The organism is Larkinella terrae, assembly GCF_009668025.1.
GTDB classification, from domain to species: domain Bacteria; phylum Bacteroidota; class Bacteroidia; order Cytophagales; family Spirosomataceae; genus Larkinella; species Larkinella terrae.
Window position 1 is genome coordinate 367741 of the sequence record NZ_WJXZ01000012.1, and the last position, 12154, is coordinate 379894.

Sequence of the window (12154 nt, forward strand, 5' to 3'; positions counted from 1 at the left end):
TCCGCTAACCGTTTTTTAACCATTTAGCCATTTAACCATACTAACAATCCAGCCATTTCAACCATTTAACTATCAGAACCATCAACATCCATGAGCCAGCCATTATCATTTCTCTGTATCTCAACGTATTTCAAAGGCGAAGCTTTCCTGCGTACCTGCAAGGAAGCCGGAAACACCGTGTATTTGCTGACGTACGAGAAACTGGCTGATCATCCGTGGCCCCGGGAAGCCGTTGACGAGTTTTTTTACCTGCCGTCGCAGGACAATTCGTCGCAGAATCTGGATCGGATGATCAATGGGTTGGCGCACACAATGCGGTCGCGGAAGATCGATCGGGTGGTGGCGATGGATGATTTTGACGTGGAAAAGGCCGCACTGGTGCGCGAAACGTTCCGGATTCCGGGTATGGGCCAAACCACGGCCCGGTTTTTCCGGGATAAACTGGCAATGCGGATGCGGGCGTCGGCGGAAGGCATTCGGGTTCCGGCCTTCAGCAGTCTGTTTCACGACGAAACGATTACGGAATTTCTGCGGAACACCGAAGCGCCCTGGCTTATCAAACCACGTTCAGAAGCTTCGGCGACCGGTATCAAAAAAGTGCATTCGCTGGACGAAGCCTGGCAGGTGATTCATTCGCTGGGCGACAACCGGCATCAGTTTCTGATCGAGCAGTTCAAACCGGGGCGGGTTTTTCACGTCGATTCGCTGTCGCAGGATGGTAAAACGATTTTCACCCGCGCCAGCCAATACCTGGCCACGCCGATGGAAGTGGCCCACGGCGGGGGTGTTTTCCGGACGGCGATTTTACCGTTCGATTCCGACGAAGCCAGAAAATTGTACCAGTTGAACGATGCGGTTTTGAGCGCATTCCGGATGCAATACAGCGCGTCGCACTCTGAATACATCCGGGGTGATCACGATGGCGAGTATTATTTTCTGGAAACTTCGTCGCGTGTGGGAGGTGCCAACATTGCGGAACTGGTGGAAGTGTCGTCGGGCATCAGCCTGTGGGCCGAGTGGGCGAAGCTCGAAACCGCCATGGCACGCAACGAACCGTATCAATTGCCGGAGGTGCAAAACCACTATGCCGGTTTGATTATTTCGCTGGCTCGCCAGCAGTGGCCCAACACCGACGGTTTTACGGATGAGGAAATCGTTTGGCGCATGAAGAAGGAACACCACGTCGGTTTCATTGTCAAATCGCCGGACCGCGAGCGCGTTTTGCAACTTCTCGACCAATATATGGCCCGGATTTACCAGGAATACCACGCATCCGCGCCGGTTCCGGATAAGCCGACGAATTAATTCTCCTGAAACTTATGCATCTGAATCCCAATGGATTCCATTAACTGGCTGGCGTTGAAGCTGCGGCAAACACCGGTTCGCAACTGGTAGTCGAAATGCAGCTTGCCGTCGATCACGTCAGAGTTGAAGCTGTAATTGTGGACAAACGGGTGCGTAGCCGCCAGGTCGCCCAGCTCCACGTCGTGGGTGGATACAAAACCGGAAGCTGAGGTTTCGTGTAATTGCAGAATCAACGCCCGCGCGCCCCGGTGCCGGTCGGCGGAGTTGGTACCTTTCAGAATTTCGTCGAGAAAATACAAAACCGGCCAGTTTGTCGATTGCCGCGTCCGGTCGATGAGCGCTTTCAGGCGTTTCAGTTCGGCATAAAACGACGAGGTGTTTTCCTCCAGTGAATCCTGCGTCCGCATGCTCGTGAAGACCTGAACCGGCGAACAGAGCAGTTTTTCGGCCGCCACCACCGAACCGGCCAGCGCCAGCACCACATTCGTCCCGATGGTCCGCAGAAACGTGCTTTTCCCGGACATATTCGAACCGGTAATCAAAATCGTCTGGCCGTTTCCGTTAATTTCCAGCGAATTTGCGACGCCTTTGTTCGCCATCAGCATCGGGTGCCGGGCCTGTTGGGCATCGAGCTGCATGGTGTCGTCGGTAAACTCCGGAACCGCGTATTCGGGATGGGCGTACGCTAAACCGGCCAGACTAGTCAAGGCTTCGGCTTCAGCCAGGGCGTCGAGCCAGTCGTTCAGGTGCGGGCCGTACGTTTTTTTCCAACGGTCGAGCGCCTGTAAATAATGAATGTCCCAAAGCGTAAAAATCCCGATCAGGAGAAAAAAATACGGATTTCGACGGAAATTCAGGTTTTCGACCAAACCGCTCAGTTTCCCGATGGCATCCGAGGCCGAGCGCGAATGGAGACTCGTAATTTCCTGTAAACGATGCAGAATAGCCGAAGTAAACCGCGGATTTTCAAGGTGTTTCAGCAGATCACGGTAGGTTTTCAGCGTCTGCGACATGGCGAACGTTTGCTCACTCACGTTCTTGGCCCGTTCGGAAATTTGGCCTAACAGCAGCACGTGAAACAGCAGCGAGATCGTTACGGCCCAACCGGGCAGCGTTCCGGCGAACCAGAACACCACCAGTGTTAAGGTGATGGCGGGAAACAGCCAGCGAATGATCGTAAAATAACCCGGCAACGGATCGGCGGGTTTGGTTGCCCAGGTTTTCAGCTCGTCGGGAGCTTCGCCAACGGTTGGGTTCAGGTACGCCAGAGCCGCCAGTTCCTGCCGCCAGTCGAGCAGCGGTTTTAGTTCGGCCACGGCATCCTGCCGGAGCACCACCTCGCTGATGGGCACGGGCGAGAGCAGGTAATTTGCCAGTTTTCGGCTTCCTTCGTAGGTATATGTCCGGTTCAGGAGCCGAAAAAGGGAATGATTGCCAAAAATGTCGAGGTCACCGGCGTAGGGATGGCCGGGATCGGCAAACTCCAGACCGGTTTCGGGACGCAGGAATTTACGTTCCAGCCGGGCGGTTTCGTCGCGATTGATGAACGCCAGCCAGCGGGCGCGATCCCGTCGGCGCTGAACGGCCTGGTGGCGTTTCAGCAAGACCAGAAAACCGGCAATGCCGAGCAAACCGACACCAATAGCCAGACCGGTTTGCCCCCGATCGATCAGAAAATAAAGCAGAAAAGCGGCACCGACAAACCAGGCAACCCGAATGATTGCCAGCCGGTTATAACCAGCCCGGGCCTTTAATTCTTCCTGCAGAAATTGCGTTTCGCGTTCGGCGAAAATGGAATGGGGCATTAGCGCGCGATATTTTTATTACAAAGCGAACACACGCCCTGAATCAATAAATTGGTTTCTTTACGGCTATAGCCAGAGGGTAAATTCACGGCCGGAATCAGCGTATTTTCCAGACAGGTCGTCTGGCCGCAGGTTTCGCACTTGAAATGAACGTGATCGTGGTGGTGGTGATCGTGGGCGCAGGCTTCGCGGCAGAGTGCATATTTCAAACCGCCTTCGTCGTCCAGCACTTTGTGCAGAATACCTTTGTCGACAAACGTTTTCAATGTCCGGTAAATCGTCACCCGGTCGAAGTCGTCTTTCAGGCTTTCTTCAATGTCGTGGTGCGCCAGCGCGTAATTGGCGGTAAAAAACGTATCCAAAACCTCCTCCCGACAACTGGTGTGTCGCAGGTGAAAGTCATCCAAAGTCTGTTTAATGGCCGTGTTCATGGAATGAAAAGCCGGGGTGGCTCATTAACTATCCGTCGTTTCAAACTGTAATTTAACCAGATTTGCGTACAAACCGTCTTCGAGCATGCTTAATTCTTCATGCGTACCGGTTTCGCTGATCTGGCCTTCGCGAATCACGTAAATCGTGTCTACCTTCCGAATCGTGGCCAGCCGGTGCGCAATGATAATCGTCGTGCGGTTTTGCATCAGTTCGTCCAGCGCTTCCTGCACGAGCCGCTCCGACTCCGCGTCGAGCGAACTGGTGGCTTCGTCCAGCACCAGAATGGCCGGATTTTTTAGAATGGCGCGGGCAATGGCGATCCGCTGCCGCTGACCACCCGACAGCTTAACGCCCCGCTCGCCCACAACCGTCTGGAATTTCTCCGGAAACGATTCGATAAAGTCCAGCGCGTTGGCTTTCCGGGCCGCATCCATCACTTCATCGGCGGTTGCTCCCGGTTTTCCGTATTGAATATTTTCAAAAATCGTACCGCCAAACAGAATCACTTCCTGCGGCACAACGGCAATGTTCTGACGCAAATACCGAATGTCGATGTCCTGAATCGGTCGGCCATCGACGGTAATCAAACCGCTACTTGTGGTATAATACCGCAGCAGCAACTGCACAATCGTCGATTTCCCGGCTCCGCTCTGGCCCACCAGCGCAATTTTGTGCCCTGCCGGAACCTGCAACGAAATGCCTTTCAACACGTTCACATCGGGCCGCGAGGGATACGAAAAATGAATGTTGCTGAATTTGATATCGCCGTGTAACGGAACCGCCAGCGCGATTTGTTCGGTCGCCGGAAGGTCCACTTCGGAGGGTTCCTCCAGAATATCCAGAATCCGTTCCGAAGCGCCGATGGTCCGCTGAATCTGGGCGTACAGATCGCCCAAACCACCGACCGCTCCGCCGATGTACATCGTGTAAATCACAAACGTGACCAGCTGCGCAAACGTCAGTTCGCCCGCCAGCATCAGTTGCGCCCCGTACCAGACCACGCCGACAATTCCGCCAAACAACGCAAAAACGATGAATGACACAAAACTACCCCGGAAATTGGCCACCCGAAGCGAGTTCTGAACCACTTTATCGAGCGCCGTCGAATACCGCCGGACCTCGTACGGTTCATTCGTAAAGGCTTTGACGACGCTCACCGACTGTAGGGTTTCTTCGACCACGACGTTGGCCTGCGCCAGTTCGTCCTGGGCTTTTTTCGACAGTTTCCGAATGTATCTTCCGAAAAAAATAGCCGCGATGATCACGACCGGAATCGTGGCCAGCATAAAACCGGTCAGCTTCAACGAGGTGAACGAAATCAGGGCCACACCGGCCAGCAGGGTGATGATCTGGCGGAGAAATTCGGCGATTGTTGTCGATAAAACGTCCTGCAACTGCGTTACGTCCGACGAAATGCGGCTGGTGAGTTCACCCACGCGCCGTTGTTCGAAGAAATGGATCGGCAGCGTGATGATTTTCTGGTAAACCGCCCGCCGGACATCCGCCATCGACCGCTCGCTGACCTGCGCGAACAGGTACACCCGCGCAAACGAAAATACCGACTGAATCACCAGCAATCCGAACAAAAGCAGCGTTACCTGGTTCAGCGAACCGGCGGCCATCTTGCTCTCAACCACTTTCAGGATATCGCCCAGCAGTTTCGGAAACACCATCGTGGTAGCCGACGACAGCAGCAAAAACACCAGTCCCGTAATGAAATACCCCCGGTACGGTTTGATAAACCGGAATAACCGCAGCGATTTCTGCAACGCATCCCGCGTCAGTTTTATTTTTTTATCTTCCTCGTTCCCATCGGAACCCCAACCTCGCTTTGCCATTTTTAATGTTTCTGACAGGGTCGGCTAACCGCCCATTTTATTGTATTAGTTATCGTCTTTTAATCCCTTGTACCCGGATTTTTCGAAAATATCCCGGGCATTGCTATTGTCCATCAGGGCTTTAATGCCCGGATCTTTTTCATCGTAATATTTCCCGACAATCCGCCAGCCCAGCCAGCGGCCAATGGCGCCGGGGCTTTTGTTGCTGATTTCGGCGGTGAAAGGCCGCTCGGACATATACCGGTTTTTAATCGCCGGATTTACTTCAAAAAGCAGTTTGGCGTCGATGAAATAGGCCCAGATGTCGGATTGAACGTTGTTCGTTTGCGTCAGTTGCTGATCCGTATAGCCAATAATCAGGCTGTCGGGTGTTTCGGGCAGCATCTCTTTCGTGAAAACGTAGCCTTTTCCGTAATAAATCATATCGGCCAGCAGCGTCTGGTCCTGCTGATTGGTTTTGTTAAACCGGTCGGACAGGGCGAAGACAATGGTGGGCACGATGAACTCTTTCTGATACCGGCGCAAAATGTAGGCCGGTAGCCCCCGGGGGCGGTATTTGGCCTTCGGTCCCGCGAAATAATCCAATCCGATCACGACCAGCGTGTCGCTGATGACCAGGTCCGGGCCCATAAAACCGGAGATCATGGTAGCTACCTTCGGCGGTTTGAAATCCGGGAAATTTTCGTGAATCCGGTTGAACGATTCCGACAGCAAACCCTGAATGTCGCCGAGGGTTCCAAACTCCGCATTTACCTGCTTGTACAATACGTCAAGCTCCTTATCGTTAACTCGTTTGAGTAATTCGCTCACCAGAGCCGTGTCTTTGCCGAAGGTGGTTGTGCCGAAGTAGACCTGAGCAATGTCCTTGTGTTTGTCCAGCCACTGACTGACGTCGGCCGGTTTTCGCGACGCAAAAAGCTCCTGCTCGGGCTGTTCGACGGTTACCAGTTCCTCGGTTTTGGAACACGCGTTGAAAATGAGTATACTTACTAACGAAAAAATAACCGGCGAAATCTTCATCCTTGCTAGTGGGCGTTCTCTTGGAAACATACAAATTTATGAAAAAGTTGGGTTCATACCGGCGTTTGGGGCAGATGATTGCAGGAACGGCTCTGCTTTTGGGATTGGTCTGGAACGCTCGTGCGCAGGGCCGCGTGACGGTGCAGGAACCCAACAAAACGAATCGGACATCGGACGACGACGGCTGGGGTCAGCCAGCTCCCCGGAAAAATAACCGCCGGAATGACAACCAGCCGCGCCCGAACCGGGAGACGGAGCGGGTTTTTCGCCGGATTCAGGGCGACGAAATCGATTACGCGCCCCCGCAAAAGCTGATTGAAATGAGTTTTCGGGTGGCGCCGTCCGTGACGTTCAACACCGCCGAGGGGTTCAATTCGTACGCCGGTTTTCGGACCAATGGCGCGGCCATGCGGATGAGCATCGGGCCGAGCATCGATTATTTCTTTTTTAAAGACCGCTATTCGCTCAGTTCCGGGCTTTGGTACACGATTCAGCGGTCGGGCTACCGGATTCCCGGACAATTCGGGCAAACCGTGTGGGACCCCGGCGCCAAAATTCAGCAATCTTCTTACAATTTGCAGCTTTTACAACTGCCGGTCGCGGTCAAGATGTACGCCAACAACCTGTTTCCAAATACCCGGTTTTACATCCAGACTGGCGGGCTGATCAACATCAAACTGGCCGAAAAACCGCTCGATTCGGCCCATAATGCCTTGTTTCAATTCGCGGAAGATGGCGGTAATTACAGTCGGCAATACAGCCGCGCCAGCCTGAGCCTGTTACTGGGAACGGGCATTCAATACCGCCTGAACCAGAGTCAGGCGTTGATCATGGGGATTAGTTATCAACGCGGGTTGACGGATGTGGCGCGGGCCCGGGATCTGGTTTCGAAAAACCATATCGTTTCGCTCGATCTGGGGCTGAAATTCTAGCGGTTTTGTTCCTGCAATAAAATATCGATGTCGTGGATAATGCGGTCGGCTTCGACGGCCAGCGTACCGTTGTACAATCCGCGAATATGCCCCCGCTGATCGACCAGAATCAGGTTTTCGGTGTGTAAAAACTGCGCGGAATCCTTCAGAAAACCCTGCTCTTTTTCAATGAAATAACTCAGTCGGGCAATGGCGTTGATCGACTTCCGTTTACCGGTTAACAAATGCCACTGCTGCCCGTCAATGCCCTTCCGATCGGCGTATTTCTTCAAAACGCTGACGCTGTCGCGCTCGGGCGTTACACTGTGTGACAGGAATTTCACCGCCGGATTACCACGGTATTGGTTGTAAACAAGCCGAACGGTTTCCATCATTTTCGGACAAACGGAGGGACAGGCCGTAAAGAAAAAGTTGGTCAGATACACCGAATTTTCGACATCTTCCTGCGTAAACGCATTGCCAAACTGGTCGGTAAACCGGAAAGGCAAAACCGTATGCAGGGTATCGATCCGGTTTTGATCCTGCGTCCAGATGGGTGTAAAATCCGGCGTGTGGTAGTACGGAACCGCATCCGGTTTTGAGCAGCCCGCCAGCAACAGCCAGCTACTCAGCAGCAACCCGAACCGAATCGTTTTGCCAAACCGATCGGCAGTTTTTCCGGCCAATGTTTCCATAATTCCGTCCGTTTCGGGCTTCGTAATTCGCGATGATCGCGCCGTCGGTATCCCAGATCTGCTGTAGACCCTGCTCGTAGCCCGCCCGGTACTGCATGTGTTTGAAACGTCGCCCGTTGGCATGCCATTCTTTTTGAATCCCGTTAAATAAATCCCGCTCAAACAGGTATTCAAACCGCTTTTTACCATTTTTCCAGTAACCGACGTGTCGGCCTTCTTTTTCCCCATTGTTAAAAAGTCGCACCTCCTGTAACCGCCCCTTGAAGTACCAGACTTTCTGAATGCCATGTTCCCGTCCGTTCCGGTATTGGTACAGAAAAACCGTATCGGCGTGGTCGTTCAGCCGAAACAGGCTGCCGGTAAACGGTTTTTCATCCCGGTAACAGCGCCCGTTTTTCTGCGAAACCGCTACCGAATCGATGTTCAGCGGAAGCCGGTTCCGGGCGAATTCTCCCGTGCAGGAAACCAGTTGGACAACGACAAAAACCAGCAGCGCGAGCGGGCTATCTGGTGTACGTGCCCGGCGTTCCATAATAGCCACTGCCGTTGATGTAAGGATCGGCGGCTGTAATGTGATAATGGTAAATTCCGGACGGGAAATCCGCCGTTGCGTGGCTGTGGCCGTGGTATTTGTCCAGATCAGTGACCAGCTTGCCATTTTCAACCGGGCCGTAAACCGGAAAACCATCGAGCAGAAAACCGAGCAGGGCTTCTTTGCCTTTGTTGGTGGTCAGGAACGTCGGTTCGGCGTGGTAATGATAATCGCCCGCCGGAGCAGGGTGGCCATTGTATTGATCAAAACTGTTCACCTCGTCCGTCAACGGAGCCTGCATGGCAGCATATTGGTTGAAGAAAGGAACGCCGTTCAGCGAAACGCCAATGGGGCCGCCCGCCGTCGCCGATTTAGTGGTTGCCTCTTTGGGCGCAACCGGTATTCGAAACGTGTAGGAATAAGACGCAATTCTGTTCGGATTCTGCTTCCAGGCGGCATTGGCTCCGTTATACGCTTCGTATTTCGTGCTGGCCCATTCCGTATTCTGAAAATAAGGGCTTTTGTGATCGGGAATGCCCGTTGTTTTGATCAGGACGTAATCCCCGGATCGCGTAATGCTGCTTGCTCCGTAGATTTTCTTGTATACAGCCGGAACCTCCGTGACTTCCGTTGCCGACTCCGGATCGTCGTCATTCTTCATACAGGAAACGGTCAGTGCGGTTCCGGCCAGTAGGGTACATGCCGTCAGAAAGAGCGACAGAACAGTCTTATTCATGCCTCAGTTAGCTTTTGATTTTTCTTTTAGACGCAGAGAATCGGCAAAAGCACATTTTACGGCAAAAAAACTTCCAAACTGGAAAAATCAAGGCGAGAGCGAAGAGGTAATTATTTATATATCAACTGATTAGTAATTCAAATACCCCATATCTTTTAAATCCTGCTCCGGCGAAGCCAGCCGAATCGTTCGCCCGCCGGGATGGAGATAATAAACGGAATCGCTGAGGTCGAGCACCGTGCGGTAGAGGTGATCGGACAAAAGAATGCCTTTCCGCCGGGATTCCTGCCGGATGGTTTCCTGTAGCAGCTCCACCTGAACCGGCATCAGGTGTGAAAACGGCTCATCCAGCAGGACAAAAGCCGAATCGGATTTCAGGATCAGCAAAATTTCGACCAGCCGCCTTTCTCCGCCCGACAATTTCCCGATCCGCTGGTTTTTCAGTTTATCAATCAGGGCATACTCCTGCGCAATTTCGTCCCGGTTTACGCCGTACCAGTCAAAAACCGCCTGAATCGTCAGGGACGGCGGAACGAATGGGTGCTGGGGCAAATACCGAATCAAACCGGGTTGCTGATACGGTTTTTCGACGAATTGTCCATTCATCCGGACCGATTGCCATTCGGTTGGCATCAGGCCCATGATGCTTTTCAGCAGGCAGGATTTACCACTGCCGTTGCGGCCCAGCAAACCGGTAATCCGGCCGGTTTCCAGCTTGATATAAACGCTCTGGAGAATTTTCTGGTTGCCAAATTGCAGCCAGATGCCGTCAGCTTCCAGGGTAGAGGGTTCGCAATTCATAAAAGCAACAGCAACTGGTAGGTGCTAAACGCCAGCAGGAAACCAATGAGTAAGTCGATGAGAAAAGCCCCGCCAAAGAGGACTCTTTCAGACAGGCCCAGGTTGTGATAAAACCAGAATTGCGCTTTGTAGATTTTCCGGATTAAATACCAGATGCCGGCTGCGGAAAGCAGTTTAAACCACAAAAAAATGACGATAAAGAGGTGGAAATATGCCGTAAGCTGCAGAAAAAAAGCCCAGATTATGCCCACCGTCAGCGCGTTGCTGAATGGCCAGAAGGTTCGGTAAAAAAGCAGAATTGCCCGTAATTTAAGATTGGCCATAGGTGGCTGATTTTGGGCAAAATAGCGGTATTCGGTGGGAAATGGGAAGCCTTAACAAAGTTTAACACTATCGAAAAACCGCTCAGACAATTTACGTGCAAACCGACGGAAGCCACAACTTCAAATCCGTATGTTGCGGGATGCTGAAACCGCTTATGACTCATTTTTTGTAAATTTCGGCGCTGAAATTTTTGCATCCACCCATGAAACCTTGCTTTTACATCCTGTTTTGGCTGTTTATAGCGCTATCCACCCAGGCCCAGACCATTTATAAAGAATACGAAGTGGACTCCGTTGCGCGACCGATCGGCGGCTTGCCGATGCTGGAGAAATTCATCAACGTCAACCGGCGAATGCCCTATGCAGCCGAAGTAAACCGCACCAATGGGGTAGTTATTTTAACGACGATAGTTGAACCCAACGGGACGATTTCGGACGTCAGGACGCTCCGCAGCCTCCGCCCGGACTGCGACCGGGAAGCCATTCGGGTTCTCAGTCTGTTCAACGCCTGGAAACCGGCCCTGAAAAATGGTCAGCCGGTTCGGCAGCAACTGACGTATACAGTCCGGTTTACTCCCAATGGCTGGGATTGTCAACCGGATCGGCTGATCCGGTATTTCAACGCGAAAGGTGATTTAACAACGGACGCCAGCAAAGCCCGCTATTCGCTGAATGTGCCGGTCGACTCGCTCGGTTATCCCAACGCCGACCCGGTCATTTACCAGAAGGCCGGAAAAAAATGGAAAGAATTTGAGCGGTTGCAACTCAAAAAGGAAGCCTTCATTCACTACAATAACGACGATCCGGCCCTGCCCGATTCGGTCGATGCTTACCGGCTGAAAATTGTGGATGGAAAAGGCGCCAGTCAGGACATTCATTATTCATTCCTGACGGACGGAACGCTGCTTGCGACGGAGCCCTACAGCGATGGAAGACACGTCCAGTCGTCGGTTTATTATTACCGGAACGGTATGGTGAAGCGCATTGAAGAAAATACCGTGGCCCGTACGTTTCAACAATGGAATTGGTATCCCAGTGGCTCGCTCCGCCACGTTTCCCGGCATAATCTGGCTGCAGAACTCTCTGATGACGAGATAATTAGCCAATGGGATTCGGCTGGTGCGCCCACGGTGATCGATGGAACCGGTATTGCGACCAAAGTTTCCCGGATGGACGGCCAGGTGTTTCTGGAAAGCGGCCCCCTGAAAGCCGCTCTGAAAACCGGGGAGTGGACCGGGCGGTTTAAAAGCGGTGCATTGGTTTACCGGGAAACCTACGAAAACAGCAAGTTTATTTCCGGTAAACACTACGAAGCAAACGGTGATCTCATCACGTACCATGAACCGAATACGCCCGCGGAATTCGAGGGTGGTATGACCGGATTGGGCAAGTTTCTGGCAACGAATCTACGATATCCCGCCGAGGCTGCCCAGGCAGGGATTGAGGGCAGGGTGACTGTGAGCTTTGTGGTTGATACCGAAGGCAATGTGGATGACCTGAAGGTTTTGAAAGAGATTGGCTACGGAACCAGCGAAGAAGCGATGCGGGTACTAAAAGCCACCAGCGGCAAATGGAAACCCGCCATTCAGCAGGGGCGCAAGGTAAAAGTTAGATATGTTATTCCCATTTTTTTCGCGGGCAAAAGAATACTTGTTCTCGTAAACTGAAGTATTACACTGGTTTATTCATTCTATGGTAAGCTATAATTAACAAAATGCTGGCGCAAACAAGTAATAGTATTACTATTTATTATAAA

General features: G+C 52.5%; 12 protein-coding genes. 3 read left to right on the plus strand and 9 right to left on the minus strand.

The genetic code is table 11. The features are described from left to right. Positions 1–90 precede the first annotated feature (90 nt). Entirely contained in the window at positions 91–1305 is a 1215-nt protein-coding gene (locus GJJ30_RS19915) for an ATP-grasp domain-containing protein (RefSeq protein ID WP_154176922.1), read from the plus strand. On the opposite strand, the gene GJJ30_RS19920 is transcribed toward GJJ30_RS19915, so the two are convergent. The 4 genes from GJJ30_RS19920 to gldB are packed head-to-tail and all read right to left on the minus strand — an operon-like array spanning position 1302 to position 6400. Beyond that, positions 1302–3110 carry a MutS-related protein gene (locus GJJ30_RS19920; RefSeq protein ID WP_154176923.1) on the minus strand — a complete coding sequence of 603 codons (1809 nt, stop codon included), beginning with the start codon at positions 3108–3110 and terminating at the stop codon, positions 1302–1304. The two genes, GJJ30_RS19915 and GJJ30_RS19920, sit on opposite strands and share 4 nt — an antisense overlap. Beyond that, positions 3110–3541, minus strand: a complete 432-nt coding sequence (locus tag GJJ30_RS19925; protein ID WP_154176924.1) for a Fur family transcriptional regulator — start codon at positions 3539–3541, stop codon at positions 3110–3112. Before GJJ30_RS19925 ends, GJJ30_RS19920 begins: the two co-directional genes overlap by 1 nt. Positions 3542–3565: 24 nt before the next feature. Then, on the minus strand, positions 3566–5380 hold the full coding sequence (locus tag GJJ30_RS19930) for an ABC transporter ATP-binding protein (protein WP_154176925.1): 1815 nt from the start codon (positions 5378–5380) through the stop codon (positions 3566–3568). Positions 5381–5425: 45 nt separating this feature from the next. Beyond that, entirely contained in the window at positions 5426–6400 is a 975-nt protein-coding gene (gldB, locus tag GJJ30_RS19935; protein ID WP_154176926.1) for a gliding motility lipoprotein GldB, read from the minus strand. Positions 6401–6438: 38 nt separating this feature from the next. On the opposite strand from gldB, the gene GJJ30_RS19940 reads away from it, so the two are divergent. Then, positions 6439–7332, plus strand: coding sequence for an outer membrane beta-barrel protein (locus GJJ30_RS19940; RefSeq protein WP_154176927.1), 894 nt, complete (start codon positions 6439–6441; stop codon positions 7330–7332). Here the strand turns inward: GJJ30_RS19940 and GJJ30_RS19945 are convergent. The 5 genes from GJJ30_RS19945 to GJJ30_RS19965 form a co-directional block, all read right to left on the minus strand. Further along, positions 7329–8006: an SCO family protein gene (locus GJJ30_RS19945; protein ID WP_154176928.1), complete on the minus strand. Its 678-nt coding sequence runs from the start codon at positions 8004–8006 to the stop codon at positions 7329–7331. The genes GJJ30_RS19940 and GJJ30_RS19945 overlap by 4 nt on opposite strands. Next, positions 7936–8538 carry a toxin-antitoxin system YwqK family antitoxin gene (locus GJJ30_RS19950; RefSeq protein WP_154176929.1) on the minus strand — a complete coding sequence of 201 codons (603 nt, stop codon included), beginning with the start codon at positions 8536–8538 and terminating at the stop codon, positions 7936–7938. The genes GJJ30_RS19945 and GJJ30_RS19950 overlap by 71 nt, the downstream gene beginning before the upstream one ends. Next, complete coding sequence (locus GJJ30_RS19955; RefSeq protein ID WP_154176930.1) at positions 8510–9274, minus strand: YHYH protein; 765 nt, start codon at positions 9272–9274, stop codon at positions 8510–8512. Before GJJ30_RS19955 ends, GJJ30_RS19950 begins: the two co-directional genes overlap by 29 nt. A 129-nt stretch (positions 9275–9403) precedes the next feature. Continuing rightward, the gene (locus GJJ30_RS19960; RefSeq protein ID WP_154176931.1) at positions 9404–10075 is read right to left on the minus strand and encodes an ATP-binding cassette domain-containing protein; all 672 of its coding nucleotides are present in this window, start codon (positions 10073–10075) and stop codon (positions 9404–9406) included. Then, positions 10072–10398 carry a hypothetical protein gene (locus GJJ30_RS19965; RefSeq protein ID WP_154176932.1) on the minus strand — a complete coding sequence of 109 codons (327 nt, stop codon included), beginning with the start codon at positions 10396–10398 and terminating at the stop codon, positions 10072–10074. The genes GJJ30_RS19960 and GJJ30_RS19965 overlap by 4 nt, the downstream gene beginning before the upstream one ends. 203 nt (positions 10399–10601) lie before the next feature. On the opposite strand from GJJ30_RS19965, the gene GJJ30_RS19970 reads away from it, so the two are divergent. Next, positions 10602–12065 carry an energy transducer TonB gene (locus tag GJJ30_RS19970; protein ID WP_154176933.1) on the plus strand — a complete coding sequence of 488 codons (1464 nt, stop codon included), beginning with the start codon at positions 10602–10604 and terminating at the stop codon, positions 12063–12065. The last annotated feature ends 89 nt before the right edge of the window (positions 12066–12154 follow it).

Excerpts from the sequence above, each read along its gene's own strand:
- GJJ30_RS19955 (WP_154176930.1), bottom strand. The coding sequence starts at position 9,274 with ATGAATAAGACTGTTCTGTCGCTCTTTCTGACGGCATGTACCCTACTG.
- GJJ30_RS19925 (WP_154176924.1), bottom strand. The coding sequence starts at position 3,541 with ATGAACACGGCCATTAAACAGACTTTGGATGACTTTCACCTGCGACAC.
- GJJ30_RS19950 (WP_154176929.1), bottom strand. The coding sequence starts at position 8,538 with ATGGAACGCCGGGCACGTACACCAGATAGCCCGCTCGCGCTGCTGGTT.
- GJJ30_RS19920 (WP_154176923.1), bottom strand. The coding sequence starts at position 3,110 with ATGCCCCATTCCATTTTCGCCGAACGCGAAACGCAATTTCTGCAGGAA.
- GJJ30_RS19965 (WP_154176932.1), bottom strand. The coding sequence starts at position 10,398 with ATGGCCAATCTTAAATTACGGGCAATTCTGCTTTTTTACCGAACCTTC.
- GJJ30_RS19940 (WP_154176927.1), top strand. The coding sequence starts at position 6,439 with ATGAAAAAGTTGGGTTCATACCGGCGTTTGGGGCAGATGATTGCAGGA.
- GJJ30_RS19970 (WP_154176933.1), top strand. The coding sequence starts at position 10,602 with ATGAAACCTTGCTTTTACATCCTGTTTTGGCTGTTTATAGCGCTATCC.
- GJJ30_RS19945 (WP_154176928.1), bottom strand. The coding sequence starts at position 8,006 with ATGGAAACATTGGCCGGAAAAACTGCCGATCGGTTTGGCAAAACGATT.
- GJJ30_RS19930 (WP_154176925.1), bottom strand. The coding sequence starts at position 5,380 with ATGGCAAAGCGAGGTTGGGGTTCCGATGGGAACGAGGAAGATAAAAAA.
- GJJ30_RS19915 (WP_154176922.1), top strand. The coding sequence starts at position 91 with ATGAGCCAGCCATTATCATTTCTCTGTATCTCAACGTATTTCAAAGGC.
- GJJ30_RS19960 (WP_154176931.1), bottom strand. The coding sequence starts at position 10,075 with ATGAATTGCGAACCCTCTACCCTGGAAGCTGACGGCATCTGGCTGCAA.
- gldB (WP_154176926.1), bottom strand. The coding sequence starts at position 6,400 with ATGAAGATTTCGCCGGTTATTTTTTCGTTAGTAAGTATACTCATTTTC.